Annotated in this window: 30 protein-coding genes; 17 read left to right on the top strand and 13 right to left on the bottom strand. The window is 58.0% G+C overall.

The window, feature by feature from the left end; translation table 11 throughout:
- Window positions 1–21: 21 nt before the first annotated feature.
- Both rlmB and HMPREF1024_RS06170 read left to right on the top strand, forming a co-directional pair.
- Window positions 22–753: a 23S rRNA (guanosine(2251)-2'-O)-methyltransferase RlmB gene (gene rlmB / locus HMPREF1024_RS06165; protein ID WP_002885669.1), complete on the top strand. Its 732-nt coding sequence runs from the start codon at window positions 22–24 to the stop codon at window positions 751–753.
- A gap of 125 nt (window positions 754–878) precedes the next feature.
- A complete protein-coding gene (locus HMPREF1024_RS06170; RefSeq protein WP_009309327.1) occupies window positions 879–2,516 on the top strand; it encodes an isovaleryl-CoA dehydrogenase in 1,638 nt (545 codons plus the stop codon).
- Here HMPREF1024_RS06170 and yjfN read toward each other — a convergent pair.
- Window positions 2,507–2,782 carry a DUF1471 family protease activator YjfN gene (gene yjfN / locus HMPREF1024_RS06175; protein ID WP_002885673.1) on the bottom strand — a complete coding sequence of 92 codons (276 nt, stop codon included), beginning with the start codon at window positions 2,780–2,782 and terminating at the stop codon, window positions 2,507–2,509. The genes HMPREF1024_RS06170 and yjfN overlap by 10 nt on opposite strands.
- Window positions 2,783–2,919: 137 nt before the next feature.
- Complete coding sequence (gene bsmA / locus HMPREF1024_RS06180) at window positions 2,920–3,228, bottom strand: biofilm peroxide resistance protein BsmA (RefSeq protein ID WP_002885674.1); 309 nt, start codon at window positions 3,226–3,228, stop codon at window positions 2,920–2,922.
- 209 nt (window positions 3,229–3,437) lie between these two features.
- On the opposite strand from bsmA, the gene yjfP reads away from it, so the two are divergent.
- On the top strand, window positions 3,438–4,154 hold the full coding sequence (gene yjfP, locus HMPREF1024_RS06185) for an esterase (RefSeq protein WP_004178343.1): 717 nt from the start codon (window positions 3,438–3,440) through the stop codon (window positions 4,152–4,154).
- Here the strand turns inward: yjfP and ulaR are convergent.
- Together ulaR and ulaG are read right to left on the bottom strand one after the other, a co-directional pair.
- Window positions 4,151–4,906, bottom strand: a complete 756-nt coding sequence (gene ulaR, locus HMPREF1024_RS06190) for an HTH-type transcriptional regulator UlaR (RefSeq protein WP_004177697.1) — start codon at window positions 4,904–4,906, stop codon at window positions 4,151–4,153. The two genes, yjfP and ulaR, sit on opposite strands and share 4 nt — an antisense overlap.
- Before the next feature lie 107 nt (window positions 4,907–5,013).
- Complete coding sequence (ulaG, locus tag HMPREF1024_RS06195; RefSeq protein WP_004194176.1) at window positions 5,014–6,078, bottom strand: L-ascorbate 6-phosphate lactonase; 1,065 nt, start codon at window positions 6,076–6,078, stop codon at window positions 5,014–5,016.
- 362 nt (window positions 6,079–6,440) lie between these two features.
- Here ulaG and ulaA point away from each other — a divergent pair, with 362 nt between their 5' ends.
- The 6 genes from ulaA to HMPREF1024_RS06225 are packed head-to-tail and all read left to right on the top strand — an operon-like array spanning window position 6,441 to window position 10,850.
- Entirely contained in the window at window positions 6,441–7,841 is a 1,401-nt protein-coding gene (ulaA, locus tag HMPREF1024_RS06200) for a PTS ascorbate transporter subunit IIC (RefSeq protein ID WP_009309326.1), read from the top strand.
- Window positions 7,842–7,853: 12 nt separating this feature from the next.
- Window positions 7,854–8,159 carry a PTS ascorbate transporter subunit IIB gene (gene ulaB / locus HMPREF1024_RS06205; protein ID WP_002885682.1) on the top strand — a complete coding sequence of 102 codons (306 nt, stop codon included), beginning with the start codon at window positions 7,854–7,856 and terminating at the stop codon, window positions 8,157–8,159.
- A gap of 9 nt (window positions 8,160–8,168) precedes the next feature.
- Window positions 8,169–8,636, top strand: a complete 468-nt coding sequence (gene ulaC, locus HMPREF1024_RS06210; protein ID WP_002885683.1) for a PTS ascorbate transporter subunit IIA — start codon at window positions 8,169–8,171, stop codon at window positions 8,634–8,636.
- 13 nt (window positions 8,637–8,649) lie between these two features.
- Window positions 8,650–9,300 carry a 3-keto-L-gulonate-6-phosphate decarboxylase UlaD gene (gene ulaD / locus HMPREF1024_RS06215; protein WP_002885684.1) on the top strand — a complete coding sequence of 217 codons (651 nt, stop codon included), beginning with the start codon at window positions 8,650–8,652 and terminating at the stop codon, window positions 9,298–9,300.
- A gap of 9 nt (window positions 9,301–9,309) precedes the next feature.
- A complete protein-coding gene (locus tag HMPREF1024_RS06220) occupies window positions 9,310–10,164 on the top strand; it encodes an L-ribulose-5-phosphate 3-epimerase (protein ID WP_004210671.1) in 855 nt (284 codons plus the stop codon).
- Entirely contained in the window at window positions 10,164–10,850 is a 687-nt protein-coding gene (locus HMPREF1024_RS06225) for an L-ribulose-5-phosphate 4-epimerase (protein ID WP_002885687.1), read from the top strand. The genes HMPREF1024_RS06220 and HMPREF1024_RS06225 overlap by 1 nt, the downstream gene beginning before the upstream one ends.
- Window positions 10,851–10,913: 63 nt before the next feature.
- On the opposite strand, the gene HMPREF1024_RS06230 is transcribed toward HMPREF1024_RS06225, so the two are convergent.
- Both HMPREF1024_RS06230 and HMPREF1024_RS06235 read right to left on the bottom strand, forming a co-directional pair.
- Entirely contained in the window at window positions 10,914–12,107 is a 1,194-nt protein-coding gene (locus HMPREF1024_RS06230) for an MFS transporter (RefSeq protein WP_009309325.1), read from the bottom strand.
- Window positions 12,108–12,256: 149 nt separating this feature from the next.
- Complete coding sequence (locus HMPREF1024_RS06235; RefSeq protein ID WP_002885689.1) at window positions 12,257–12,532, bottom strand: DUF1471 domain-containing protein; 276 nt, start codon at window positions 12,530–12,532, stop codon at window positions 12,257–12,259.
- Window positions 12,533–12,872: 340 nt separating this feature from the next.
- Between HMPREF1024_RS06235 and rpsF the strand changes: the two genes are divergently transcribed.
- Genes rpsF through rplI form a run of 4 tightly spaced genes read left to right on the top strand, consistent with a single transcriptional unit; the run spans window position 12,873 to window position 14,311 of the window.
- Entirely contained in the window at window positions 12,873–13,268 is a 396-nt protein-coding gene (gene rpsF, locus HMPREF1024_RS06240; RefSeq protein WP_002885691.1) for a 30S ribosomal protein S6, read from the top strand.
- Window positions 13,269–13,273: 5 nt separating this feature from the next.
- Window positions 13,274–13,588, top strand: coding sequence for a primosomal replication protein N (gene priB / locus HMPREF1024_RS06245; protein ID WP_002885722.1), 315 nt, complete (start codon window positions 13,274–13,276; stop codon window positions 13,586–13,588).
- Between the two features lie 4 nt (window positions 13,589–13,592).
- Entirely contained in the window at window positions 13,593–13,820 is a 228-nt protein-coding gene (rpsR, locus tag HMPREF1024_RS06250) for a 30S ribosomal protein S18 (RefSeq protein WP_000135199.1), read from the top strand.
- Window positions 13,821–13,861: 41 nt separating this feature from the next.
- Entirely contained in the window at window positions 13,862–14,311 is a 450-nt protein-coding gene (gene rplI / locus HMPREF1024_RS06255; protein WP_009309324.1) for a 50S ribosomal protein L9, read from the top strand.
- 109 nt (window positions 14,312–14,420) lie between these two features.
- Here rplI and HMPREF1024_RS06260 read toward each other — a convergent pair whose 3' ends face one another.
- Window positions 14,421–15,095, bottom strand: a complete 675-nt coding sequence (locus tag HMPREF1024_RS06260; protein ID WP_004177687.1) for a LysM-like peptidoglycan-binding domain-containing protein — start codon at window positions 15,093–15,095, stop codon at window positions 14,421–14,423.
- Window positions 15,096–15,313: 218 nt separating this feature from the next.
- On the opposite strand from HMPREF1024_RS06260, the gene fklB reads away from it, so the two are divergent.
- Both fklB and cycA read left to right on the top strand, forming a co-directional pair.
- Complete coding sequence (fklB, locus tag HMPREF1024_RS06265; RefSeq protein ID WP_002886687.1) at window positions 15,314–15,934, top strand: FKBP-type peptidyl-prolyl cis-trans isomerase; 621 nt, start codon at window positions 15,314–15,316, stop codon at window positions 15,932–15,934.
- A 304-nt stretch (window positions 15,935–16,238) separates the two neighbouring features.
- The gene (gene cycA / locus HMPREF1024_RS06270; protein WP_002886688.1) at window positions 16,239–17,642 is read left to right on the top strand and encodes a D-serine/D-alanine/glycine transporter; all 1,404 of its coding nucleotides are present in this window, start codon (window positions 16,239–16,241) and stop codon (window positions 17,640–17,642) included.
- A 104-nt stretch (window positions 17,643–17,746) separates the two neighbouring features.
- Here the strand turns inward: cycA and ytfE are convergent, their stop codons facing one another.
- The 4 genes from ytfE to HMPREF1024_RS06290 all read right to left on the bottom strand — a co-directional run bounded on the left by ytfE (window position 17,747) and on the right by HMPREF1024_RS06290 (window position 21,289).
- Complete coding sequence (gene ytfE, locus HMPREF1024_RS06275; RefSeq protein WP_004152016.1) at window positions 17,747–18,409, bottom strand: iron-sulfur cluster repair protein YtfE; 663 nt, start codon at window positions 18,407–18,409, stop codon at window positions 17,747–17,749.
- Between the two features lie 82 nt (window positions 18,410–18,491).
- Entirely contained in the window at window positions 18,492–19,463 is a 972-nt protein-coding gene (locus tag HMPREF1024_RS06280) for a DMT family transporter (RefSeq protein ID WP_002886691.1), read from the bottom strand.
- Window positions 19,464–19,538: 75 nt separating this feature from the next.
- Complete coding sequence (locus HMPREF1024_RS06285) at window positions 19,539–20,363, bottom strand: AraC family transcriptional regulator (protein ID WP_002886699.1); 825 nt, start codon at window positions 20,361–20,363, stop codon at window positions 19,539–19,541.
- Between the two features lie 77 nt (window positions 20,364–20,440).
- Window positions 20,441–21,289 carry an SDR family oxidoreductase gene (locus HMPREF1024_RS06290; RefSeq protein ID WP_009309323.1) on the bottom strand — a complete coding sequence of 283 codons (849 nt, stop codon included), beginning with the start codon at window positions 21,287–21,289 and terminating at the stop codon, window positions 20,441–20,443.
- Window positions 21,290–21,378: 89 nt separating this feature from the next.
- On the opposite strand from HMPREF1024_RS06290, the gene HMPREF1024_RS06295 reads away from it, so the two are divergent.
- On the top strand, window positions 21,379–21,750 hold the full coding sequence (locus HMPREF1024_RS06295) for a helix-turn-helix domain-containing protein (protein WP_004152015.1): 372 nt from the start codon (window positions 21,379–21,381) through the stop codon (window positions 21,748–21,750).
- Window positions 21,751–21,804: 54 nt separating this feature from the next.
- Here the strand turns inward: HMPREF1024_RS06295 and cpdB are convergent, their stop codons facing one another.
- Complete coding sequence (cpdB, locus tag HMPREF1024_RS06300) at window positions 21,805–23,748, bottom strand: 2',3'-cyclic-nucleotide 2'-phosphodiesterase (protein ID WP_009309322.1); 1,944 nt, start codon at window positions 23,746–23,748, stop codon at window positions 21,805–21,807.
- 191 nt (window positions 23,749–23,939) lie between these two features.
- On the opposite strand from cpdB, the gene cysQ reads away from it, so the two are divergent.
- Complete coding sequence (gene cysQ, locus HMPREF1024_RS06305; RefSeq protein ID WP_004192435.1) at window positions 23,940–24,683, top strand: 3'(2'),5'-bisphosphate nucleotidase CysQ; 744 nt, start codon at window positions 23,940–23,942, stop codon at window positions 24,681–24,683.
- Here the strand turns inward: cysQ and HMPREF1024_RS06310 are convergent.
- The gene (locus tag HMPREF1024_RS06310) at window positions 24,673–25,230 is read right to left on the bottom strand and encodes a YtfJ family protein (RefSeq protein ID WP_002886706.1); all 558 of its coding nucleotides are present in this window, start codon (window positions 25,228–25,230) and stop codon (window positions 24,673–24,675) included. The two genes, cysQ and HMPREF1024_RS06310, sit on opposite strands and share 11 nt — an antisense overlap.
- Window positions 25,231–25,313: the final 83 nt, after the last annotated feature.

The raw sequence follows: 25,313 nt of genomic DNA, 5'->3' as shown, positions 1-25,313 counted from the left end.
GAACCTAAAACGAGTACATCAATGAGTGAAATGATTTACGGCATCCATGCGGTGCAGGCACTGCTGGAGCGCGCACCTGAGCGTTTTCAGGAAGTTTATATTCTGAAAGGCCGTGAGGATAAGCGCTTGCTGCCGCTGATCCATGCCCTGGAAGCGCAGGGCGTGGTGATTCAGCTGGCCAACCGTCAGTTTCTTGATGAGAAGAGCGAAGGCGCTGTGCACCAGGGGATCATTGCCCGCGTGAAGCCGGGGCGTCAGTATCAGGAGAACGATCTGCCGGATCTGCTGGCGCAGCTCGATCAACCGTTCCTGCTGATCCTCGACGGCGTAACCGATCCGCACAACCTCGGCGCCTGCCTGCGTAGCGCTGACGCCGCCGGCGTGCATGCGGTGATCGTGCCAAAAGATCGTTCCGCTCAGTTGAATGCGACGGCGAAGAAAGTGGCCTGCGGCGCGGCGGAGAACGTCCCGCTGATCCGCGTCACCAACCTGGCGCGCACCATGCGTCTGCTGCAGGAAGAGAACGTCTGGATCGTCGGAACTGCAGGGGAAGCCGACCATACGCTGTTCCAGAGCAAAATGACCGGCCCGATGGCGCTGGTGATGGGCGCGGAAGGCGAAGGCATGCGTCGTCTGACCCGCGAACACTGTGATGAATTGATCAGCATCCCGATGGCGGGCAGCGTCTCCTCGCTGAACGTCTCGGTGGCTACCGGCATCTGTCTGTTTGAAGCAGTACGTCAGCGCAGCTAAGCTGAACCATCGACGAATCAAAAAAAGCCATCCTCCGGGATGGCTTTTTTGTGACCGCTCTCGCGGGCGAGTATCCCTCCGGATAACCATACTTATGGCTATCGCCATTGATGGAGGGAGACACGATGCACTGGCAAACGCACACCGTTTTTAATCAACCCACCCCGCTGAATAACAGCAATCTGTTTCTGTCCGATACCGCTCTGCGTGAAGCAGTGGTCCGCGAAGGCGCCGGCTGGGATGGCGATCTGCTCGCCAGCATTGGCCAGCAGCTGGGGACAGCCGAATCGCTGGAGCTGGGACGCCTGGCCAACAGCAATCCGCCGGAGCTGCTGCGCTATGACGCCACCGGCGCCCGGCTGGACGACGTGCGCTTCCATCCCGCCTGGCACCTGCTGATGCAGGGGCTGTGCGCGAACCGGGTACATAACCTCGCCTGGCAGGAGGATGCCCGCGAAGGCGCGTTTGTCGCCCGCGCCGCCCGCTTTCTGCTCCATGCCAAGGTGGAGGCCGGGACGTTGTGCCCGATTACCATGACCTTCGCCGCGACGCCCCTGCTGCAGCACGCCCTGCCCGCGCCCTTTCGCGACTGGCTGTCGCCGCTGCTGAGCGACCGTTACGATCCGCACCTTGCGCCTGGCGGCCAGAAGCGCGGCCTGCTGATCGGCATGGGGATGACCGAGAAGCAAGGGGGGTCTGATGTGCTGAGCAATACCAGTCGCGCGGAGAAAACGGCGGAAGGGTTTTACCGACTGGTGGGACACAAGTGGTTCTTCTCGGTGCCGCAGAGCGATGCTCACCTGGTGCTGGCTCAGGCTCCGGCGGGGCTCTCATGCTTCTTTGTGCCGCGTCTGCTGCCCGACGGGCAGCGTAACGGCGTGCGTCTTGAACGCTTAAAAGAGAAGCTCGGCAACCGCTCCAACGCCAGTAGCGAAGTGGAGTTTTATGATGCCTGCGGCTGGCTGGTGGGCGACGAAGGCGACGGCGTGCGGCAGATCCTCAGGATGGGCGGCCTGACCCGCTTTGACTGCGCGCTGGGCAGCCATGCCCTGATGCGTCGCGCCTTCTCGGTGGCGCTGTATCACGCGCTACAGCGTCAGGCGTTTGGCAAAAACCTGGTCGAACAGCCGATGATGCGCCAGCTGCTGGGGCAAATGGCGCTCCGTCTGGAGGGGCAGACCGCGTTTCTGTTTCGCCTGGCGCGGGCCTGGGACCGTCGGGATGATGCCCGGGAAAGCGCCTGGGCGCGCCTGTTTACGCCTGCGGCCAAGTTTGCCATCTGTAAGGCCGGTATCCCGTTTGTCGCCGAGGCGATGGAAGTGCTGGGCGGCATCGGCTATTGCGAGGAGAGCGAACTACCGCGGTTGTATCGCGAGATGCCGGTCAACAGCATCTGGGAAGGCTCCGGCAATATTATGTGCCTCGATGTGATGCGGGTGCTGAGCAAGCAGCCGGCGGCGATGGAGCTGCTGGCCGCGGAGTGTGCGGAGGTGAAAGGACAGAACCGCCATCTCGACCGCGCATGGCGTCAGCTGCAGCAACTGCTGAAACGACCCGCCGAAGAGCAGGGGAGAGAGATTGCCCGGCTGGTCTATCGTCTTGGCGCGGGGGCGCAGATGCTGCGCCATGCTTCGCCGCCGCTGGCCGAAGCCTGGTGCCGGATGATGCTCGACACCCGCGGCGGCATACGTCTTGACGCGCCGACCCTCGACGACCTGCTGCTGCGGGCTATGGGGCGCGGGCGCCAGGCGCCTCAGGCGTAGAGAATGGCCTGCACGCGCCAGCTGTCCGGCTGTTGTTCCTCGTACATCTGAATAATGCGATACCAGGAGGCGCCTTGCTCGTCTGCTTTGCGGGCAATGGCGTGCTCTACATCCTGTTGGCTGCCGGAAAGATTAGTGACGGAGATCAGACCGATTTCATTCAGGCCAGTGACGCAATCCGCGCTGGCGAATTCGGCTGACTGCGCGGACGTATTGGCCGTCGCAGCGGTTAACAGCAGGCTGGATAGGGTAAAAGATCGTTTCATCGTCAGCTCCATTTCACGTAGTCCCAAGGGCAGTCCGTTGCTAACGTCCTGCCAGGTGGCTGGCCGAACGTTATTATGCACAGGAGAACGTGAATGGACGCAAAGCTGTGTAAAGCAGATTTAAAGACGCCGCCTCGTTATCGACGATAGAGGATCGCCTGCGAATACCACTGGCCGGGTACCATGGTGTCATCGATCATGATGATGACGTAGTAATCGGCTTTAGCCGCTTCTGCTTTGGCCTTCAGCGCCGCTTCGACATCCATCGGCGAACCGTACATCAGTACGCTCACCGTGGCCATTTTCTGCAGGCCAGCCGTCTGGTAGCGCTGGATCTCCTGCGGATGGTCGGTGGCGGGCGGCGGGGCTTCCGGCGTTCCCTGCAGGGCGCTACACCCGCTGAGGACGATAGCCAGTAACCACGGTGAAAACCTGCGCATAACCATATCTCGTTTCCTGATAGTGATAGTGTAGTGGTAGCCTTAACAGGATTGCCGGGGAATGTTCCCGAACTGTTATCTCTGACGCGATTTTCGAATGAAAATGTTGTGAAAGCGTAACCGGGTTCTCAACATTATGAATCGTAGCAAACTGGGTTGCCTGGTGAATGAATTTTCCCATGACGCCTAACCACGATAGAGAAGGAAGACGATAAATGATTGCACTAGAAATGCGCAACCTCGGCGGTGGTGAAATTTTACATGCCTGTCCGCAGGAGAGTTTGGATAAGCCCTTGCCCTGTATCGTCTTTTATCATGGCTTTACCTCGTCGAAGCTGGTCTACAGCTACTTTGCGGTGGCGCTGGCCGAGGCCGGATTCCGGGTGATCATGCCGGACGCGCCGGAGCATGGGGCGCGCTATCAGGGCGATGAGGCCGGGCGGATGCAGCGCTTCTGGCCGATTCTGCAGCAGAATTTCAGGGAGTTTCCTGCGCTGCGCGAGGCGATAATCGCTGAAGGATGGCTGGAAGGGGAGCGGCTGGCGGTGGCGGGCGCTTCGATGGGGGGAATGACGGCGTTGGGCATCATGACGCATCACCCCGAGCTGAACAGTGTCGCCTGTCTGATGGGGTCGGGCTATTTTCGTTCCCTGTCGCAAACCCTGTTCCCCTCGCCTGATTTTGATGTCGATAGCCTCAACGAATGGGATGTCAGCCATCAGCTGGCGTCCCTTGCTCGGCGGCCGCTATTGCTCTGGCATGGCGATGCCGATGACGTGGTGCCGCCGGAAGAAACCTTTCGACTAGAGCAGGCGCTCCGGCAGGCGGATCTTGCCGCCAGGCTGACCTGCGTCTGGCAGAAAGGCGTCCGCCATCGCATTACGCCAGAGGCGCTGGCTACCACGGTCGCCTTTTTTCAGCAGCACCTTTAAACGCGGATTACGCTGACGCCCTGATCCTCAAGCTGTTTGAGGATCGCGGCATCGGCCTGTTTGCCGGTGATCACCACGTCAATTTGCCCGGCCTGGCTGAATAGCATCCCGGCGCGCTCGCCGATCTTGCTGCTGTCGACCAGCACCGCCAGTTTGCCGACCACGTTAAGCATTTTTTGCTCGGCCATGGCGGTCAACATATCCGTTTTGTAGAGGCCTTCGGCGGTGAGCCCTTTGCCGCTGGTAAACATCCAGTGTCCGGCATAGAGGCTGTTCTCGCTACCGTGGGGGCTGAGGGTGATGGCGTGGCTGCGGTTGTACTGGCCGCCCATGATAATCACGCTGTCATGCTCCTGGTCGATCAGGTAGTTAGCCAGCGGCAGATAGTTGGTGATGATCTGCACCGGTTTGCCGCACAGTTCCCGACCCAACAGAAAGGCGGTGGAGCCGCAGTTAATGACGATGCTCTCACCCGGCGCGATCAGTTGCGAAGCGGCGCGTGCAATACGCACTTTTTCATCCAGATTTTGCGCCTGGTGGATGTTCATCGGCGTCCAGCGGGGGCGCTGTTCGCTAATGGCTTCCGCGCCATTACGAACCTTTTTCAGTTTGCCGCTTTCATCCAGCTTGTTGATATCACGTCGGGCGGTAGCGGGTGAGATCCCGAGCCGCGACATCACCTGCTCCACGGTAACAAACCCCGTTTGGGCGAGCAGATCCAGCAGAATTTGGTGCCTTTGCGCTTCCGTCATGAGCGAATCCGATTAAAAGTGAACGGCAAAGATGATATTTGAAATCATGTGAAAATACTAACCCTGCGGCGGGGTATTTCCGGCAGGCAGGGCCTGCCGGCGGCGACTTACAGGAAGGATTTGAAAGGCAGATCCGGCTCAATGGTAAAGCAGTCGTCGAAACCGCGCGGGTAGTGATATTCGAAATTGTCTTTATCCAGCGGCCAGGTAAATTTGCCGCCGACCTGCCAGATAAACGGCTTGAAGCCGTACTTCAGACGATCCTTTTTCATCTCCCACAGAACGCGGATCTCCTGCGGATCGGCCTGAAAGTTTGACCAGATATCATGGTGGAACGGGATCACAACTTTGGCGTTGAGCGACTCTGCCATGCGCAGGATATCGGCGCTGGTCATTTTGTCGGTGATCCCGCGCGGGTTCTCGCCATACGAGCCGAGGGCGACGTCAATCCGATGCTCGTTGCCATGCTTCGCGTAGTAGTTGGAGTAGTGGGAATCGCCGCTGTGGTACAGGTTGCCGCCCGGTGTTTTAAACAGGTAGTTGACCGCGCGCTGGTCCATGCCGTCCGGCAGTACGCCAGCGGCTTTTTGGTCCGCCGGGAGGGTGATCAGCGCGGTGCGATCGAACGCATCGAGCGCATGGATCTCAATGTCTTTGATCTTCACGACATCGCCAGGTTTCATGACGATACAGCGCGCTTTCGGCACGCCCCAACCGATCCACAGGTCGACGCAGGTTTTCGGGCCGATAAAGGGCACATCGGCCGGGCAGTTCTGCATGACGGCGGCGGCGACGTTGACGTCAATATGATCGTTGTGATCGTGGGTCGCGAGGACCGCGTCAATCTGGCGAATGGCGAACGGATCCAGCACGAACGGCGTGGTGCGCAGGTTCGGCTGTAATTTTTTCACACCTGCCATCCGCTGCATCTGGTGGCCGGTTTTCATCAGCGGATTGCCGTGGCTCTGTTTGCCAGTGCCGCACCAGAAATCGACGCAGACGTTAGCCCCGCCTTCGGATTTTAACCAGATACCGGTACAGCCGAGCCACCACATGGCGAAGGTGCCGGGCGCAACCTGCTCCTGCTCAATCTCTTCATTCAGCCAGCTGCCCCATTCCGGAAAGGTGTTCAGGATCCATGATTCACGGGTGATGGTCTGTACTTTACTCATCGTGCTCTTCCTCGTATTTTCAATAGTAATCAAATTTTGATTGGTTTTGATTTATGTTGTCACTGGATTTTCAAGATTGCAATCTTGTTTTCCATCAATTTTACGAAGAGATGCGCATCACCTCTCAGGGGTTCCAGCATCCATAAAGGTTGTGATTTGTTTTATCTATATGATTTGAAAATATTTAATTATGTTTCGGCGCTACTGCTCGGCAATAGCCACAATGAAATAGAGGATTATTGCGGCGCGCGTCACATTTAATCAAATTCAATCTTGTTGTGATTATTTTTGATTATTAGAGTAGGCAGCGAGAAATGCTGAGCGTAAGGCGCGTTCAGCGCCTTCACCATCGGGAGTGTGTTATGGCAATCCTCTACAACATCTTTACCGTTTTCTTTAATCAGGTGATGACCAATGCCCCGCTGCTGCTGGGTATCGTCACCTGTCTGGGCTATATCCTGCTGCGCAAAAGCGTCAGCGTGATTATTAAAGGCACGATCAAAACCATTATCGGCTTCATGCTGTTACAGGCCGGCTCCGGCATCCTCACCAGCACTTTTAAACCGGTGGTGGCGAAAATGTCAGAGGTGTACGGCATCAACGGCGCGATCTCTGACACCTATGCCTCGATGATGGCGACCATCGACCGGATGGGCGAGGCCTATAGCTGGGTGGGCTACGCGGTGCTGCTGGCGCTGGCGCTCAACATCTGTTACGTCCTGCTGCGCCGTCTAACCGGCATCCGCACCATCATGCTGACTGGCCATATCATGTTTCAGCAGGCGGGGCTGATCGCCGTCTCGTTCTTTATCTTAGGTTGCGGAATGTGGACGACCATCATCTGTACCGCCGTGCTGGTCTCCCTGTACTGGGGTATCACCTCCAACATGATGTTCAAGCCGACTCAGCTGGTCACCGACGGCTGCGGCTTCTCCATCGGTCACCAGCAGCAGTTTGCCTCATGGATTGCCTACAAAGTGGCGCCGTATCTGGGGAAAAAAGAGGAGAGTGTGGAAGACCTCAAGCTGCCAGGCTGGCTCAATATCTTCCACGACAACATCGTTTCCACCGCGATTGTCATGACCATTTTCTTTGGCGCGATCCTGCTTTCCTTTGGTATTGACGTCGTGCAGGCGATGGCGGGGAAAACCCACTGGACGGTCTATATCCTGCAGACCGGTTTCTCCTTCGCGGTGGCCATTTTCATCATTACCCAGGGCGTGCGGATGTTCGTCGCCGAACTGTCCGAAGCCTTCAACGGTATCTCGCAACGCCTGATCCCCGGCGCGGTGCTGGCGATTGACTGCGCCGCGATCTATAGCTTTGCGCCGAATGCGGTGGTGTGGGGCTTTATGTGGGGCACCATCGGCCAGCTGATTGCCGTCGGCATTCTGGTTGGCATTGGCTCTTCAATTCTGATTATTCCGGGCTTTATCCCGATGTTCTTCTCCAACGCGACGATTGGCGTCTTTGCCAACCACTTCGGCGGCTGGCGCGCGGCGCTCAAAATCTGCCTGGTGATGGGCATGGTTGAAATTTTCGGTTGCGTGTGGGCGGTGAAGCTCACCGGTATGAGCGCCTGGATGGGAATGGCGGACTGGTCGATTCTGGCGCCGCCGATGATGCAGGGCTTCGCCTCCATCGGGCTGGCGTTTATGGCCGTCATCATCCTGATTGCTCTCGCTTATATGTTCTTCGCTGGCCGCGCGCTGCGCGCCGAAGAAGACGCGGAAAAACAACTGGCAGAGGCCTCTGCCCAATAAGGAGTTCTGATTATGACCGTACGTATTCTGGCTGTGTGTGGTAACGGGCAAGGCAGTTCCATGATCATGAAAATGAAAGTGGATCAGTTCCTGACGCAATCCAATATCGACCACACGGTGAACAGCTGCGCGGTGGGTGAATACAAAAGCGAACTAAACGGCGCGGATATCATCATCGCTTCAACCCATATCGCGGGGGAGATTACCGTCTCCGGCAATAAACACGTGGTGGGGGTGCGTAATATGCTTTCCCCCGCGGATTTCGGGCCAAAGCTGCTGGAGGTGATTAAAGCTCATTTCCCGCAGGACGTGAAATAAGGAGCGGCTATGAAACTCCATGAATCACTGGCGCAGAATCACTCCATTCGCCTGCAGGCGGAAGCGGAAACCTGGCAGGAGGCGGTGAAAATCGGCGTCGATCTGCTGGTGGCCGCCGACGTGGTGGAACCGCGCTACTACCAGGCAATCCTCGACGGCGTCGCTCAGCACGGCCCCTATTTTGTGATCGCTCCGGGATTAGCCATGCCGCACGGGCGGCCGGAAGAGGGCGTCAAAAAAACCGGCTTTGCGCTGGTCACGCTAAAGAAACCGCTGATTTTCAACCACGAAGATAACGACCCGGTCGACATCCTGATCACCATGGCGGCGGTTGACGCCACCACCCACCAGGAAGTTGGCATCATGCAGATCGTTAACCTGTTTGATGACGAAGCCAATTTCGACCGTTTACGCGCCTGCCGCAGTGAGCAGGAAGTGCTGGATTTAATCAAAAACGCCACCGCGGCGGCTGTTTAAAAGGAACACTATCATGTCATTACCTATGTTACAGGTCGCCCTCGACAACCAAACGCTGGCCAGCGCTTATGAAACAACCCGTCTGATCGCCGAAGAGGTAGATATCATTGAAGTCGGCACTATCCTCTGCGTCGGTGAAGGTGTACGCGCGGTGCGCGATCTGAAAGCGCTGTATCCGCATAAAATCGTGCTGGCGGACGCCAAAATTGCCGATGCCGGCAAGATCCTGTCGCGGATGTGCTTCGAAGCCAACGCCGACTGGGTCACGGTGATCTGCTGCGCCGATATCAACACCGCCAAAGGGGCGCTGGATGTCGCCAAAGAGTTCAACGGCGATGTGCAAATTGAGCTGACCGGCTTCTGGACCTGGGAGCAGGCGCAGGCGTGGCGCGAGGCGGGTATTCAGCAGGTGGTCTATCACCGCAGCCGCGACGCGCAGGCGGCAGGCGTGGCGTGGAGTGAGGCGGATATCAGCGCGATTAAGCGTCTGTCTGATATGGGCTTCAAAGTGACCGTCACCGGCGGACTGGCGCTGGAAGACCTGCCGCTGTTTGCCGGGATCCCTGTTCACGTCTTTATTGCCGGACGCAGCATCCGCGATGCTGCCTCGCCGGTGGAAGCGGCGCGCCAGTTTAAACGCTCTATCGCCCAGCTGTGGGGTTAAGGAGCGACTATGTTGGCGAAATCCATTCCGCTCGGCATCTATGAAAAAGCGCTCCCCGCCGGGGAGTGCTGGCTGGAGCGGCTAAAGCTTGCAAAAGCGCTGGGCTTTGATTTCGTTGAGATGTCTCTCGATGAAACGGACGCCCGCCTTGCGCGGCTGGACTGGAGCCCGGAGCAGCGTCTGGCGCTGGTCAAGGCGGTGGCTGAAACCGGCGTCCGGGTGCCGTCGATGTGCCTTAGCGCCCATCGCCGTTTTCCGCTGGGTAGTGAAGACGACGCGGTGCGGCATCAGGGGCTGGAAATTATGCGTAAAGCTATTCAGCTGGCGCAGGATGTGGGGATTCGGGTGATCCAGCTGGCAGGCTACGACGTCTATTACCAGCAGGCGAACGATGAGACGCGCCGCCGCTTTCGTGACGGCCTGAAACAGAGCGTCGAGATGGCCAGCCGAGCCCAGGTAACCCTGGCGATGGAGATCATGGACTACCCGCTGATGAACTCGATCAGTAAAGCGCTGGGCTATGCCCATTACCTGAATAATCCGTGGTTCCAGCTTTACCCGGATATCGGCAATCTGTCGGCGTGGGATAACGACGTCCAGATGGAGCTGAAGGCGGGGAGCGGGCATATCGTGGCGGTACACGTCAAAGACACGAAGCCCGGCGTCTTTAAAAACGTGCCGTTCGGCGAAGGGGTGGTCGATTTTGAACGCTGCTTCGAAACGCTCAAGCAGACCGGCTACTGCGGACCGTACCTGATTGAGATGTGGAGCGAAACCAGCGCTGACCCGCTGGCGGAGGTGGCGAAGGCGCGTGACTGGGTGAAGGCGCGGATGGCCCGCGCGGGCCTGATGGAGGCGGCATAATGCAACAGCTGAAACAGCAGGTGTTCGAGGCCAATATGGATCTGCCGCGCTACGGCCTGGTGACCTTTACCTGGGGTAACGTTAGCGCCATTGATCGGCAGCGTGGGCTGGTGGTGATTAAGCCCAGCGGCATCGCCTACGAGTCAATGACCGTCGATGACATGTCGGTGGTTGATCTGCAGGGGCACGTGGTGGAAGGGCGCTGGCGTCCCTCCTCTGATACCGCCACCCATCTGGCGCTCTATCGCCGTTATCCCGACCTTGGTGGGGTGGTGCATACCCATTCGACGCACGCCACCGCCTGGGCGCAGGCGGGGCTGGCGATCCCGGCGCTCGGCACCACCCATGCGGACTACTTCTTCGGCGATATTCCCTGCACCCGGGCGCTTAGCGCACAGGAGGTGGACGAGGCCTACGAGCTGAACACCGGGCAGGTGATTATCGAAACGCTGGGTGAGGCCAATCCGCTGCATACGCCGGGGATCGTCGTCTATCAGCACGGGCCATTTGCCTGGGGCAAAGACGCCCACGAGGCGGTACACAACGCGGTGGTGATGGAAGAGGTGGCGCGCATGGCGTGGATTGCCCGCGGCATTAATCCGCAGTTGCAGCCCATCGATAGCTGGCTGATGAATAAGCATTTTCAGCGTAAGCATGGGCCAAACGCCTACTATGGGCAAAAGTAGATAGCGCGCTCCGGGGCTTTCACCCCTCACGGTGAAGCAACTGGTCTGGCCCCGGAGCCGTTTTTAATCCTGACGATAGGCCGACGGCATCACGCGCATGCCGATGAGCGTGACCACGCAAATTATCGCCCCAGCGTAAAACGTCGAGGCGGCGCCGAAGGTTTCCCACAGTACCCCCGCGCCGGTGCTGGCCAGCAGCAGAGCCAGGCCACTCATCAGATTAAACATACCGAACGCCGTGCCGCGTAGCTCCGGTGGCGCCGTATGGGCGACCATCGCCGCCAGCAGGCCCTGGGTCATTCCCATATGAATCCCCCACAGCGCGACGCCGATCAGCAGCGTGCTCCAGTGGCCGCTGAGCGCCAGCACGATATCGGCGAGGATCAGCACCAGCAGCCCCCACTGCAGCAGTTTGCTGTGGCTCATGCTGTCTGAGAGTTTACCGAACGGGTAAGCCGTGAGGCTGTAGACCAGGTTCATCGCCACCATCACCAGCGGGATGGTATAGAGCGGGATCTCCATCTGCTGGGCGCGCAGCACCAGAAAGGCTTCGCTGAAGCGGGCGAGGGTGAAAATGCTGCCGATCGCGACCACCCACCAGTAGGCGGCGGAGAGCTTTTTCAGGTTTTCGCGCTTCAGCGGATTGCTGCGTTTGTGCGCGATGGCGGATTTTGGCTCCTGTAGGCCGAATCCGAGCAGGAGAATGGAGAGCACGGCGGGAATGACCGCCACCCAGAAAATAGCGTGAAAATCGTTGGCCCAGATAAACATCAGCAGCACCGCCAGCAGCGGGCCGAGAAAGGCGCCGACGGTATCCAGCGCCTGGCGTAGTCCGTAGGCGGCGCCGCGGATCTCCGGCGGGGTGACGTCGGCGACCAGCGCATCGCGCGGCGCGCCGCGAATACCTTTGCCTACGCGGTCAATCATGCGGGCGCTAAACACCACCCCGGCGGTAGGGGCGAAGGCAAACAGCGGCTTACTGAGCGCGCCCAGGCCGTAGCCCAGCAGCGCCAGTCCTTTACGCTTGCCGACATAGTCGCTGATTGCGCCGGAGAAGACCTTCAGGATCAGGGCGGTGGCTTCCGCCAGTCCCTCGATAAGACCGATAATTATCACGCTGGCGCCGAGGGTAGTGGCCATAAACAGCGGTAAGAGGCTGTGGATCATCTCGGAGGAGACATCCATCAGCAGGCTGACGCCGCCGAGTACCCAAACGCCTTTGGGGATACGGCCTAAGGTGGCGAAACGCGGAACCATCAATCACTCCTGATTATCAAATGGCGAGTGGCTGATTAAATCAGGTTGCGATGACGCTGGTAAGTCGGTTTGTAAAATAATTCTCAATTGCGTTTGGGCGCAGACCTCGCTTCGCCCCTCGCGAGGAGAGGCGAAGAATCGGGCAGGCGTTAGCGGTATATCACCGCGCTGGCGCGAAGCGGGCCGTTGGTTTCGGGTTCGTGCATCAGGATAGGCTGAAAGTATTTCGCCCCCTGCGCATCGCTCATCTGGCTAAGGGCCTGTTCGGCCTCGTGCTCAGTGGCCATATTGTGATTGATATAGATAACGCCGAGGCTCTGCACGTCGTCCATGTTGCGGGCCTGACGTTCGGTGATTTGGATAGCTGCCAGCGCGTTGGCGCTGAAGAAAAGCGCAGCCATCATGGCGATGATTTTCAGTTTCATATACTACGCTCCTGACTGACAGTCCTGACGCTGACTCGGGGCTCTCCTGTGATCGTTGGGCTTTGATAGAAGTGTAATCGCTGCGCGTTCATCGCATGGCGACCTTTTCTGATGCAGTTGTTCAAAAAAATGCCGCTTCCTTTATTGGTTAATTTTAAATCACCCACTTAGCCCAGCTTGGCGCTTAGTGCGAATTATTTGTGCAAATGCGCTTGTGTTCCTGAGGGGCCGCCATTAGAATGACGCGTCAATTTTTCAGCCGCCCTTTAACACGTTCCTTGCCTCCATGGGCCGCGGCTGACCCAGACAGGAGGCTGAATAATCCGTAAGGAGCAATTCGATGCGTCATTACGAAATCGTTTTTATGGTCCATCCTGACCAGAGCGAACAGGTTCCGGGCATGATCGAACGTTACACTGGTGCAATTACTGCAGCAGCAGGTACGATCCACCGTCTGGAAGACTGGGGCCGCCGTCAGCTGGCTTATCCGATCAACAAACTGCACAAAGCTCACTACGTTCTGATGAACGTTGAAGCGCCGCAGGAAGCGATCGATGAGCTGGAAACTAACTTCCGCTTCAACGACGCCGTTATCCGCAGCATGGTAATGCGTACTAAGCACGCTGTTACCGAAGCATCTCCGATGGTTAAAGCGAAAGACGAGCGCCGTGAGCGTCGCGAAGATTTCGCCAACGAAACCGCAGATGATTCTGAAGCTGGGGATTCTGAAGAGTAATCCTGATGACCAACCGTCTGGAGCTGTCCGGCATTATTTGCAGGACTCCACTTCGTAAGGTCAGCCCGTCAGGAATTCCTCACTGCCAGTTCGTGCTTGAGCATCGTTCAGTGCAGGAGGAAGCCGGTTTTCACCGGCAGGCATGGTGTCAAATGCCCGTTATTATTAGCGGTCACGAAAACCAGGCCATTACTCACAGTATAACGGTCGGTAGCGCAGTAACCGTTCGAGGGTTCATCTCTTGCCATAAGGCAAAGAACGGCTTGAGCAAAATGGTTCTGCATGCCGAGCAGATTGAATTGATAGATTCTGGAGACTAGCCATATGGCACGTTATTTCCGTCGTCGCAAGTTCTGCCGTTTCACCGCGGAAGGCGTTCAAGAGATCGACTATAAAGATATCGCTACGCTGAAAAACTACATCACCGAAAGCGGTAAGATTGTCCCGAGCCGTATCACCGGTACCCGTGCAAAATACCAGCGTCAGCTGGCTCGCGCTATCAAACGCGCTCGCTACCTGTCCCTGCTGCCGTACACTGATCGTCATCAGTAATCGGTCACGGTCCATTAATACGACTTTGAGAGGATAAGGTAATGCAAGTTATTCTGCTTGATAAAGTAGCAAACCTGGGTAGCCTGGGTGATCAGGTTAACGTTAAAGCGGGCTATGCTCGTAACTTCCTGGTCCCGCAGGGTAAAGCTGTTCCTGCTACCAAGAAAAACGTTGAATTCTTCGAAGCACGTCGCGCTGAACTGGAAGCCAAACTGGCTGACGTTCTGGCAGCTGCTGAAGCTCGTGCTGCGCAGATCAACGCCCTGGAATCCGTAACCATCGCGTCTAAAGCTGGCGACGAAGGTAAACTGTTCGGTTCCATCGGTACTCGCGACATCGCTGACGCTGTTACTGCAGCAGGCGTTAAAGTTGCTAAGAGCGAAGTTCGCCTGCCGAACGGCGTTCTGCGTAACGTTGGCGAGCACGAAGTGAACTTCCAGGTTCACAGCGAAGTATTCGCTAAAGTTATCATCAACGTGGTTGCTGAGTAATCGGCCTCTGACGTTCTGGTAACAACAAACCGCCGGCCTTGTGCCGGCGTTTTGCTTTTTTAGCGCCTTTCATTTTGCGGCGGCGTAACGCTTGCTGTCGTCTTCTCTGCTATCGCGCACGCACAAAGCTGCCGTTCGACTGGCGGGTAAACAGCACCTGCTGGCCGTTGCCGGTATCGATAGTGAGCCCGGTGACCACGCCGTTGGCGTTCTGCCGAATCTGCACCGTCTGTCCGCTCTGCAAAGTACTTAGCGGCTTGCCAGCGCCTTCAACCTGCGCCATGGCGTAGACGTCAGTGGCCGGCAGCCCATGATCGCGGAACAGCTGCGCCAGGGTTTTGCCTGACTCGATGCGATAGGTCCGCCATTGCTGCTCAATACCCGGCGCGGACTGCTGTGATGAGGATTGATAAGGCTGGGTGGCGGCGGGCTGCTGCGTCTGCGCTTGATCCGGCTGCTCATCCTGAATCGGCTCCGGAGCGACCGGCGCCATCTGATCGGCGTCGCTCACGGTAGGCGTATTAGTGATCGGCGGCAGCGGAACGGCCTGATTGCCGCCAGCTTGCGGCTGGGACTGCGACTGTAGATTCAGGTTCGCTTCACGGCTGGTGGACGCCGGGCTTTGGCTATCATCGGAGGGAAGCAGAATACCGATAATAACCAACAGGAAGCCAGCGATAATTCCCCGGCGGTGCATCGGAGGCAGCGGGTCCAGGAGGCGAAAATGATCCGGGGCGTGCCAGATTTTCGCCAGGGTAGATGTCAGTTCAAAGCGCCCGGGCATGGCTTTCCTCCTGCTCCGCATATTTATATCCTGCTCATGAGTATAGATGGCTAACGTCCTGATGACCGGAACAAAGTGAAGTTAACCTGCTGCCGCCTATTGTTTCTTTTTCGCTGAGATTTGTCATCATCCGCCGACAAAGTTTTACCCATTTCGCTATGGCTGTTATGCTTTCGCACGCTTTTATCTTGATGTTTATCACCCAAAAAGGAACAACGATGGCAACCCCAACTTTTGACACTATCGAAGCGCAGGCAAGTTACGGTATCGGCTTGCAGGTTGGACAACAGCTGAGCGAATCCGGCCTGCAGGGGCTGCTGCCGGAAGCGCTGGTGGCGGGTATCGCCGATGCGCTGGAAGGTAACCAGCCGCAGGTGCCGGTGGAAGCCGTTCACCGCGCGCTGCGTGAAATCCACGAGCGTGCTGACGCTGTGCGTCGCGAGCGTTTTCAGGCCATGGCCGCTGACGGCCAAAAATACCTTGATGAAAACCGCGAGAAAGAGGGTGTGAACAGCACCGAGTCTGGTCTGCAGTTCCGCGTACTGACCCAGGGCGAAGGCCCGATCCCGGCGCGTACTGACCGCGTTCGCGTGCACTACACTGGCAAACTGATCGACGGCACCGTCTTCGACAGCTCCGTTGCTCGCGGTGAACCGGCTGAATTCCCGGTGACCGGCGTGATCGGCGGCTGGATTGAAGCGCTGACTCTGATGCCGGTAGGTTCCAAATGGGAACTGACGATCCCGCACAACCTCGCCTACGGTGAGCGCGGCGCTGGCGCATCGATTCCTCCGTTCAGCACCCTGATCTTCGAAGTTGAACTGCTGGACATTATCTAAACAGCAGCGGCTTCCTCTTCCCCGCGGCAGGGGAAGCCATAAAAAAAGCGTAAAATCCTTAAGTTAAAAATTAATTGGAATTATGTTTTGCATTCATCACGTATGGGTGTATTTTTGTGAGCTATTTCGCGTTAGATGAGTGATATAACACTCACTTTAAACATAAAATTAACATTATATCTAAATCATAGTATTCATCCCTCCGATTCTTACCTAATATCGACTAGCCCTTGCTGGGGTTAATGACAGACGACGGGCCATCAGAGCCTGAACAACACAGACAGGTACAACAGGAAGAAATCACATGGTAGATCAGGTTAAAGTCGCTGCTGTCGAGCAGGAGCCGACTGAACAATCGCTACGGCGAAATCTCACAAACCGACATATTCAGCTGATCGCGATTGGCGGAGCGATCGGCACCGGGTTATTTATGGGTTCTGGCAAAACCATCAGCCTTGCCGGACCATCCATTATCTTTGTTTATATGATTATCGGTTTTATGCTGTTTTTCGTGATGCGTGCCATGGGCGAATTACTGCTGTCGAACCTCGAATATAAATCCTTTAGCGACTTCGCGGCCGATCTGCTGGGGCCGTGGGCGGGCTACTTTACCGGCTGGACCTACTGGTTCTGCTGGGTAGTGACCGGGATGGCGGACGTTGTCGCCATCACCGCCTACGCGCAATTCTGGTTTCCCGGACTCTCCGACTGGGTCGCCTCGCTGGCGGTGATCCTGCTGCTGCTGGGCCTGAACCTAGCCACCGTCAAGATGTTTGGCGAAATGGAGTTCTGGTTCGCGATGATCAAAATTGTCGCCATCGTGGCGCTGATCGTGGTCGGCCTGGTAATGGTGATGATGCATTTCAAATCGCCGACCGGGGTCGAAGCCTCTTTCGCCCACCTGTGGAATGACGGCGGCTGGTTCCCGAAAGGGCTGAGCGGCTTCTTCGCCGGCTTCCAGATTGCGGTGTTTGCCTTCGTGGGGATTGAGCTGGTGGGTACCACCGCCGCCGAAACCAAAGACCCGGAAAAGTCCCTGCCGCGGGCGATTAACTCCATCCCGCTGCGTATCATTATGTTCTACGTCTTCGCGCTGATTGTGATTATGTCGGTGACGCCGTGGAGCTCCGTGGTGCCGAGCAAGAGCCCGTTCGTTGAGCTGTTCGTGCTGGTTGGTCTGCCGGCGGCGGCGAGCCTGATCAACTTCGTGGTGCTGACCTCCGCGGCCTCCTCGGCCAACAGCGGCGTGTTCTCTACCAGCCGTATGCTGTTCGGTCTGGCGCAGGATGGTCAGGCGCCGAAGATGTTCGCCAAGCTATCGAAGCGTGCGGTGCCGGCGAAGGGCTTAACCTTCTCCTGCATGTGTCTGCTGGGCGGGGTGGTGATGCTGATGGTCAACCCGAGCGTGATTGCCGCCTTCACCATGATCACCACGGTGTCGGCGATTCTGTTTATGTTCGTCTGGACCATCATCCTTTGCTCTTACCTGGCGTATCGCAAAAACCGCCCTCAGCTGCATGAGAAGTCGAGCTACAAGATGCCGCTAGGTAAAGTCATGTGCTGGGTGTGCATGGCCTTCTTCGTCTTTGTGCTGGTGCTGTTGACCCTGGAAGACGATACCCGTGAAGCGCTGATGGTCACCCCGCTGTGGTTTGTGCTGCTGGGCGCGGGCTGGCTGTTTGCCGGCAAAAAACGGCTGGCGAAATAAACGAAAATTTTAACGTTGCTTGCAACGGCCCGTCATAAAAAAGGCCACCCAGAGTGGCCAAATAAGACGGACAATGTCGAGGGCGCCCGCGGGCGCCTTTTTCTTTACTTTCCGCCGAGGGCGCGCGGGAACAGCACATTATTTTCCAGGCTGATGTGTTCCATCAGATCGTCGATCATCTCGTTGATACCGTTATACATCGCCTTCCAGGTGGTACAGGCTTCCGGCGGCGGCGTCACGTTGTGAGTGATGTGCTTAATGACTTCCAGCAGTTCACCCGCTTCATCATGCTCGCTTTCCATCACGCTGATCGGCCCCCCGGCCTGGGCGCCCATTCCCTGTTTAATCATCGGGAACAGGATCTGTTCCTCTTTCATCATGTGGCTGGAAAGCTCCTGATGCAGCATGGTCAGGTACTTAGTCAGTCCTTTCGGTACGTTCGGTTTATCGGCATGGACGCGTTCAACCTTGGTGGCCTGCAGGATCAGCTCCGGCAGCTGTTCACGGTGCCGGTCGTGATAGCGAACGATGATATGGTCGATAATCTCCGCGAGGGGCGCCGCGCGCCAGTCGCGGGAGAGAGGCTGTTCGGCCAGTTTCGCCAGCTCGGCTTCAATCACCGCGACATCCAGCGCTTTGCGCGACGCGGCGCGCGCCAGGGTCTGTTTGCCGCCGCAGCAGTAATCCATATCGTATTGACGGAACAGGGCGGAGGCGCGCGGGATGGTCAGCGCCAGCTCGCCTAAAGGTTGGTCACGGAAAGCCATAGCAGTTACCTCGTCATCAGGAATATAAGATGTATTTTAAATGCATCTTTTTGGCGAGGGAATACCCCTTAAGGAGGCGAGGCTACTTTTTTTCGTCCGCCAGCGGCTGCAGCATCGGTTTTTCCGGTCTGGCGCGTACGGCGGAGACCACGCCGAGCACCAGCAGCAGGATGCCGCTCAGGGTCAGCAGCGGCGGTAAGCTTTGCCGCAGCAGGAAGGTATACAGCAGTCCGGCCAGGGTTTCGAAGACGATAAGCGGGCCGAGGATCACCGTCGGCAGCCGCTGGCTGGCAATATTCCAGCATAGCGCGCCGACCCATGAGCAGAGCACCGCGATGGCCAGCATCAGCGTAATAAACACCGCAGGACGCGGGCCGAAGGGCAGGGGAAACCCGGCCTGCTGACCGTGCAGCCAGGCGCAGGCGGCGAGATAGCCGGCCAGCGAAACCGGAAGCGTCACCAGCGCCTGAGCGGTAGCCCACATCATTGGCGGTTGATGCGGGTTCTCCCGCAGCCAGCGGGCGTTGCGCAGGGCATACCAGGCCCAGCAGACCACCGATCCCAGCGCCAGCGCAATGCCGGAGCCGTAGCGCCACGGGCTAAAATTCGGCAGCCCCTGACGCAGCTCCGCGACGTTAACGCAGATCAGGCCCACGGCGATGCAGATCAGCGCCGGAAACAGGCGCCGCCACGGCAGCTTCCCGTCGCGCTGGCTGTAGAGCAGATTGGCGAACACCGGCAGTACCACCGGCAGCGTGCCGATAATCATGGTGGAAACCGGCGCCCCGGTGCGCTGAATGGCGCTGGCCAGGCAGACGTAATAGATAAGGTTCCCCATCATTGTCAGGCCCAGCGCGGTCCACCAGTCGTGCCGGCTCAACTGGCGCAGTCGCGCGCGCCCGAGCCACGCCAGCGGCAGGGCGATCAGGCCCAGCGCCAGATAGCGTCCCATCGACTGCAGCATCGCCGGATACTCTGGCACCAGCAAAGGCCCGACGAAAATTAAACCCCACATCAGCCCCGCCAGCAGGGCGTATAACACACCACTAATCATCATTGCATCCGTTGTCATTACCGTTGTCTGCAGTGTAGAAGGGGGTCGGGCAGGAATATTGTATGAGATTGCGCATTAGCGCCTGGCGACCTGCTTCTGATAGCGCACCGGCGTAATGCCGTAACGCTGGGTGAAGGCGCGGGTCAGGTGGGACTGGTCGGTGAGGCCGACGGCTATCGCCACTTCGGCGGCGGGCATGCCGTGGGTGAGGAACGCTTTGGCGCGCCACAGACGGATGGCCATCAGCATCTGATGGGGCGTTACGTGATAGTGGGCTTTAAACTGGCGCTGAAAGTGGTACGGGCTCAGCGCCGCCACCTGCGCCAGCTCGTCGAGGGTGATGGGACGCATATAGTTATCGTGCAGGTAGTCGCGCACGCGGTCAAAGCGATGCCCGGCCTCACCTTGCGCAGAGGCATGGTGGGCCAGAGGGCGGAAGGCGTCGATGAGGTCGAGCAGCAGTCCCTGCTGGGCCAGCGGATCGTCGCTATGCCACAGGCCATAAATCAGCTGGCCAATCTGTCGGGAACGCAGGGGATCCTCGCGGACCACCTCGCTGAACCACCAGTCGCGCACCCCGGTGATGGCTTCAAGACGGTCCGGCTCCAGATAAATCATCCGGTAGCGCCAGCCGTCGGCGGTTTCCGCTTCGCCGGTGTGCAGCTCGTCGGGATTCATGGTGACAATGGAGTTTGCGGCGGCAATATGCTGACTGCCGCGGTAGCGAAAGCGCTCCGCGCCTTGCTCAATCACGCCGATGCCGAAGGCTTCGTGGGTATGGGGTTCAAAGGCGTAGCGGGATATATGGGCGTGGTAAAGCTCCACCCCGGGCAGCTGTTCGAGATGGCGAAAGCGCGCGCGGTCTTTTTCATCACTAAATTGGAGTGGTACGCCCTGCATGCCTGCCTCCCGACGGTTATCCCTTCAATATGGGAGAGGAACCGCCGGGACGCAACCGCAAAAGCTGAGAGGGGCGGTTACAGAATGCCTTTCACGCTTTCAGCAAGGGAGGTGGTCGGGCGGCCGATCAGCGTACTCAGGGTGCGGCTGTCGTCAAACAGTCCGCCTTTCGACGCGCCGACATCGGAATCCGCCAGCATATCGGCAAGCCCGGCCGGCAGGCCGACGCTTTTCAGCGCGGCGGCGAAATCGGCTTCGCTGAGGTTCTGGTAGACCACGTTTTTCCCGCTTTGCTTGCTCAGCTCGGCAGCCAGGTCGCTCAGCGTCCAGGCGTTATCACCCGCCAGTTCGTAAATTTTGCCTTCATGACCCTCACTGGCGATAACGCGGGCGGCAGCGGTGGCATAATCCGCGCGGGTGGCGGAGGCGATTTTACCCTCGCCGGCGGCGCCGATAAACACGCCATGCTCCAGCGCCGGCGGCGCGCTGGCCAGATAGTTTTCGGTATACCAGCCGTTACGCAGCAGGGCGTAAGCGATACCAGAGTCGGCCAGCATCTGCTCGGTTTCGATATGCTCTGCGGCCAGACCCAGCGGCGAAGTGTCGGCATGCAGCAGGCTGGTATACGCGATGAATTTCACTCCGGCGGCTTTGGCGGCGTTAATGACGTTGCGGTGCTGTACAGCACGCTGGCCGACTTCGCTGGAGGAGATTAACAGCAGTTTATCCACGCCCTGCAGCGCGGCGGTCAGCGCCGCTTCGTCGCTGTAGTCGGCCTGGCGGACAACCACGCCCTGCTGGCTGAGCGCCTGGGCTTTGGCCGGGTTGCGGACAATCGCCACAATCTGGCTGGCAGGGACGGTGTTAAGCAGGTCTTGCAGAACGTAGTGGCCAAGCTGGCCGGTGGCACCGGTAAGAGCGATCATGGGTCTTCTCCTTCGTGTTTATTGGCAGTTGTGGTAAGCTACCACCTTAACTAACTTTTAGTAAGTACGTACAAAAAGGTAAGTGTGAAATGGCCGAACCGACGCTGAGCGAGAAACTGCGCACCGGCAATTTGTTTGCGGAACAGTGCCCGTCGCGCGATGTGCTTAAACATGTCACCAGCCGCTGGGGCGTGTTGATTCTGGTGGCGCTGCGCGAGGGAACCCACCGTTTCAGCGATCTGCGCCGTAAGATGGGCGGGGTCAGCGAAAAGATGCTGGCGCAGTCGCTGCAGGCGCTGGAGCAGGATGGTTTTATCGACCGCGTCTCTTATCCGGTGGTGCCCCCGCACGTTGAATATAGCCTGACGCCGCTCGGCCTGCAGGTGAGCGAGAAGGTGGCCGCCCTGGCGGACTGGATCGAGGTTAATCTGCCCTCGGTGCTGGCTAACCACGGGGAGTGAAAATGTATCACTCCCTGTAGCCCCGGTAAGCGCAGCGCCGCCGGGGAACAGGCATTACTTGCTCAAATCCAGCTGATAAATGGCGAAGCCGATATCATCGGTGGCCACCTGGCGCATTGGATACTGCGCTTTCTCTTTGATAAACGCCGCGGCTTTGTCGCCAGGCGAGGTCTCAAAACGAATATCCAACGGCGTGTTGCTGTGGATCGGCGCCAGACGCCAGTTGTTATCCGCCGCCGGATGGATCGCGCCTTCCTTCTTCGATTGCGCGCCAATCCATGCCGCCAGCACCGAACGGTTTTCATCCGGCGAGGCGAAGGCGATATGGCTCTCACCGGTGCCGGCGAATTTGCCGCCGTAAGCGCGATAGTTATTGGTCGCGACCAGGAAAGTAGCCTGCGGATCAACCGGTTTTCCATTGAAGGTCAGGTGCTTAATACGCTCTGCCTGCGGATGGATCATCTGACATTCGCCGTCATAGCGGGCCGGCTGAGTGACGTCGATCTGGTAGTTCACCCCGTCAATGACGTCGAAGTTGTAGGTGCGGAAGCCGTCCCAGTTGATCAGCGACTGCGGCTTGCTGCTGGCGGGATCGATCTGGTTAAACTGTCCGGCAGAGCATTCCAGCCACTCCTTAACCTCTTTCCCGCTGACCTTCATCACCACCAGGGTGTTGGGGTAGAGATAGAGGTCGGCGGCATTGCGGAAGGTGAGCTGGCCTTTCTCCACTTCGACAAAGCTCGCCGGATCGTTTTTACGCCCGCCGACTTTAAACGGCGCGGCGGCGGAGAGCACCGGCAGCTTCGCCAGATCCGGGTCGCCCTGAATATAGTGTTCTACGTAGGCTTTCTGCGCCATGTTGACCACCTGCACCGTCGGGTCGTCCTGCACCAGCGCCAGATAGCTGTACATGTTGTCGGCGGACTTGCCGATCGGCTTGCTGACGAATTCGCGAGTGGCGTCATGATCGGCTTTCAGCACCGCCACCAGCTTGGCATCTTCGGCCGCCAGTGATTTCTTCGCCACCGCGTCATAGATTGGCCGCGCTTCCGCTTTACTCTGAGTTACCTGCCATTTACCGCTGTCGTTATTTAGCACCAGATCGACCACCCCGAGATGATCGCCCCACATTCCCGGCATCACCGCCGGTACACCGTTCAGCGTCCCTTTGGCGATATCCGCGCCTTTGATGTTGGCGAAGTCTTTACCCGGGAACACCGCGTGGGCATGGCCGAACATAATGGCGTCCACGCCGGGCACCTGGCTTAAGTAGTAAACCGAATTCTCGGCCATCGCCTGATACGGGTCGGCGGAGAGGCCGGAGTGAGCGACCACTACCACCACATCAGCCCCTTTCGCCCGCATCTCCGGGATATATTTGCGCGCGGTTTCGGTAATGTCATTGACCGTCACCTTGCCGTTAAGATTGGCTTTATCCCAGGTCATGATCTGCGGCGGCACAAAGCCGATATAGCCGATGCGCAGGGTGTGGGATTGACCGTCGCTGTCCACGACCCGGGTATCCTGGATCAGGTACGGCGTAAACATCGGTTTTCCGGTTTTGGCATCGATGATATTGGCGTTCACGTAGGGGAACTTCGCCCCGGCCAGCGCCTTGTGCAGGAAGTCGAGACCGTAATTGAACTCATGGTTGCCCAGGTTGCCGACGGCGTAATTCAGGGTGTTCATCGCCTTATATACCGGATGTACATCGCCCTCTTTGAGCCCTTTTGCCGCCATATAGTCGCCTAACGGGCTCCCCTGGATCACATCCCCGTTATCCACCAGCACGCTGTTTTTAACTTCTGCCCGCGCCTGTTCGATCAGGGTGGCGGTACGCACCAGGCCGAATTTCTCCGTGGCGGCATCTTTGTAATAGTCGAAGTCCATCATATTGCTGTGCAGATCGGTGGTTTCCATGATCCGCAGGTCGACCGTCGCGGCGTTGACGCTGGCGGCGATCAGCGTGGCCAGGAGCGTTGCGCTAAACTTAATCATCAGAGGCGTCCTTTTTTATGAGCGATAGCACAGAAGAAAATGTATTTATATTCTGTTGCTTACAGAAATGTGAATCTTGCCAGAAAAGCGGGCAGAGAAACCGCCATCGTTATCACAGATAGCGGAACTCGCGGTGATGCGATATAAATAAAACAACGAGTTAACGCCACTGTAACCAGACGAGGTGGAGAATGTTAGAACAAGTAAGTCAGCTTGCACGGAATGCGGGCGATGCCATCATGGAAGTCTACGATGGAAACCAGCCGATCAACGTCGCCAGCAAGAAAGATGATTCTCCGGTCACGGCGGCGGATATCGCAGCGCATAAAGTCATTGTCAGCGGCCTGCAGGCGCTGGATCCGGATACCCCGGTCCTCTCCGAGGAGGACCCGCCGGCGTGGGAAGTGCGCCAGCACTGGCAGCGCTACTGGCTGGTCGACCCGCTGGACGGCACCAAAGAGTTTATTAAGCGTAACGGCGAATTCACCGTCAATATCGCGCTGATTGAAAACGGCAAGCCGACGCTGGGCGTTGTCTATGCGCCGGTGATGAAGGTGATGTACAGCGCGCAAAATGGTAAAGCCTGGAAAGAAGAGTGCGGCGTACGCAAGCAGATCCAGGTCCGCGATGCCCGTCCGCCGCTGGTGGTGATTAGCCGCTCCCATAGCAACGATCCGGAGCTGCAGGAGTACCTTGAGCAACTGGGCGAACACCAGACCACCTCAATCGGTTCGTCGCTGAAATTCTGCCTGGTGGCGGAAGGTCAGGCCCAGCTCTATCCGCGCTTCGGGCCGACCAGCACCTGGGACACCGCCGCCGGCCATGCGGTCGCGGTGGCCGCCGGGGCGCATGTTCACGACTGGCAGGGGAAAACCCTCGACTACACGCCGCGTGAATCCTTCCTCAACCCCGGCTTCCGGGTCTCTATTTATTAAGCAATTTATGCAGCAGGTCGATCACCTGCTGCACCTCTTGTTGGGTGAGGGCGCCGTCCTTAGCCCACTGCACACGCCCGTTCTTATCCAGCACCACGATCGCTGAGCTCTTCTCGTCCAGCTGCCAGGCCTTCCGCACCAGGCCGTTGCTGTCGACGATAAATTGCGACCATGGGAAGAGCTTTTTATTACTTTCAATGCTGTTGCGTACAAACATCCCGGTGCCCGGGATGGCGTCGTCAGTGTTTACAATGGTGGTGGTCTGATAGCGATCGTGCGGGAAGCCCGCCGCTTTAATCGCCTCGATCAGGTTGGCATTCTTCTCTTTTGCTGACGAGCGTCCGGCGATGTGCTGGACCACGCGCACTTTTCCCGCCAGCTGGGCGCTATTCCAGTTTTTATAGCTAAACTTATCCTTATCCAGAATAAGCTCTCCCCGATCCGCGACGCCAACGGGCGCCACGCGCTGGCCGTCGACGAAGTTATGCGCTGTGGCCAGCAGCGGGAGAAGCAGTAACGAGGCGGCCAGTATGCTACGTAGGGTCATGCGCAATCCTTAATCATTTTTATGCAGGTGATCCGACCACTTGGTCTCGTTTAATCATAAGTGCGATTGACGGTGATTACCCG

This window comes from Klebsiella sp. 4_1_44FAA, assembly GCF_000238715.1.
Lineage (GTDB): Bacteria > Pseudomonadota > Gammaproteobacteria > Enterobacterales > Enterobacteriaceae > Klebsiella > Klebsiella pneumoniae.
The sequence above is the reverse complement of the archived record's forward strand: the minus strand, read 5'-3'. Positions and strand labels throughout refer to the sequence as shown.

Excerpts from the sequence above, each read along its gene's own strand:
- rlmB (WP_002885669.1), top strand. The coding sequence starts at position 22 with ATGAGTGAAATGATTTACGGCATCCATGCGGTGCAGGCACTGCTGGAG.
- HMPREF1024_RS06170 (WP_009309327.1), top strand. The coding sequence starts at position 879 with ATGCACTGGCAAACGCACACCGTTTTTAATCAACCCACCCCGCTGAAT.
- yjfN (WP_002885673.1), bottom strand. The coding sequence starts at position 2,782 with ATGAAACGATCTTTTACCCTATCCAGCCTGCTGTTAACCGCTGCGACG.
- bsmA (WP_002885674.1), bottom strand. The coding sequence starts at position 3,228 with ATGGTTATGCGCAGGTTTTCACCGTGGTTACTGGCTATCGTCCTCAGC.
- yjfP (WP_004178343.1), top strand. The coding sequence starts at position 3,438 with ATGATTGCACTAGAAATGCGCAACCTCGGCGGTGGTGAAATTTTACAT.
- ulaR (WP_004177697.1), bottom strand. The coding sequence starts at position 4,906 with ATGACGGAAGCGCAAAGGCACCAAATTCTGCTGGATCTGCTCGCCCAA.
- ulaG (WP_004194176.1), bottom strand. The coding sequence starts at position 6,078 with ATGAGTAAAGTACAGACCATCACCCGTGAATCATGGATCCTGAACACC.
- ulaA (WP_009309326.1), top strand. The coding sequence starts at position 6,441 with ATGGCAATCCTCTACAACATCTTTACCGTTTTCTTTAATCAGGTGATG.
- ulaB (WP_002885682.1), top strand. The coding sequence starts at position 7,854 with ATGACCGTACGTATTCTGGCTGTGTGTGGTAACGGGCAAGGCAGTTCC.
- ulaC (WP_002885683.1), top strand. The coding sequence starts at position 8,169 with ATGAAACTCCATGAATCACTGGCGCAGAATCACTCCATTCGCCTGCAG.
- ulaD (WP_002885684.1), top strand. The coding sequence starts at position 8,650 with ATGTCATTACCTATGTTACAGGTCGCCCTCGACAACCAAACGCTGGCC.
- HMPREF1024_RS06220 (WP_004210671.1), top strand. The coding sequence starts at position 9,310 with ATGTTGGCGAAATCCATTCCGCTCGGCATCTATGAAAAAGCGCTCCCC.
- HMPREF1024_RS06225 (WP_002885687.1), top strand. The coding sequence starts at position 10,164 with ATGCAACAGCTGAAACAGCAGGTGTTCGAGGCCAATATGGATCTGCCG.
- HMPREF1024_RS06230 (WP_009309325.1), bottom strand. The coding sequence starts at position 12,107 with ATGGTTCCGCGTTTCGCCACCTTAGGCCGTATCCCCAAAGGCGTTTGG.
- HMPREF1024_RS06235 (WP_002885689.1), bottom strand. The coding sequence starts at position 12,532 with ATGAAACTGAAAATCATCGCCATGATGGCTGCGCTTTTCTTCAGCGCC.
- rpsF (WP_002885691.1), top strand. The coding sequence starts at position 12,873 with ATGCGTCATTACGAAATCGTTTTTATGGTCCATCCTGACCAGAGCGAA.
- priB (WP_002885722.1), top strand. The coding sequence starts at position 13,274 with ATGACCAACCGTCTGGAGCTGTCCGGCATTATTTGCAGGACTCCACTT.
- rpsR (WP_000135199.1), top strand. The coding sequence starts at position 13,593 with ATGGCACGTTATTTCCGTCGTCGCAAGTTCTGCCGTTTCACCGCGGAA.
- rplI (WP_009309324.1), top strand. The coding sequence starts at position 13,862 with ATGCAAGTTATTCTGCTTGATAAAGTAGCAAACCTGGGTAGCCTGGGT.
- HMPREF1024_RS06260 (WP_004177687.1), bottom strand. The coding sequence starts at position 15,095 with ATGCCCGGGCGCTTTGAACTGACATCTACCCTGGCGAAAATCTGGCAC.
- fklB (WP_002886687.1), top strand. The coding sequence starts at position 15,314 with ATGGCAACCCCAACTTTTGACACTATCGAAGCGCAGGCAAGTTACGGT.
- cycA (WP_002886688.1), top strand. The coding sequence starts at position 16,239 with ATGGTAGATCAGGTTAAAGTCGCTGCTGTCGAGCAGGAGCCGACTGAA.
- ytfE (WP_004152016.1), bottom strand. The coding sequence starts at position 18,409 with ATGGCTTTCCGTGACCAACCTTTAGGCGAGCTGGCGCTGACCATCCCG.
- HMPREF1024_RS06280 (WP_002886691.1), bottom strand. The coding sequence starts at position 19,463 with ATGATTAGTGGTGTGTTATACGCCCTGCTGGCGGGGCTGATGTGGGGT.
- HMPREF1024_RS06285 (WP_002886699.1), bottom strand. The coding sequence starts at position 20,363 with ATGCAGGGCGTACCACTCCAATTTAGTGATGAAAAAGACCGCGCGCGC.
- HMPREF1024_RS06290 (WP_009309323.1), bottom strand. The coding sequence starts at position 21,289 with ATGATCGCTCTTACCGGTGCCACCGGCCAGCTTGGCCACTACGTTCTG.
- HMPREF1024_RS06295 (WP_004152015.1), top strand. The coding sequence starts at position 21,379 with ATGGCCGAACCGACGCTGAGCGAGAAACTGCGCACCGGCAATTTGTTT.
- cpdB (WP_009309322.1), bottom strand. The coding sequence starts at position 23,748 with ATGATTAAGTTTAGCGCAACGCTCCTGGCCACGCTGATCGCCGCCAGC.
- cysQ (WP_004192435.1), top strand. The coding sequence starts at position 23,940 with ATGTTAGAACAAGTAAGTCAGCTTGCACGGAATGCGGGCGATGCCATC.
- HMPREF1024_RS06310 (WP_002886706.1), bottom strand. The coding sequence starts at position 25,230 with ATGACCCTACGTAGCATACTGGCCGCCTCGTTACTGCTTCTCCCGCTG.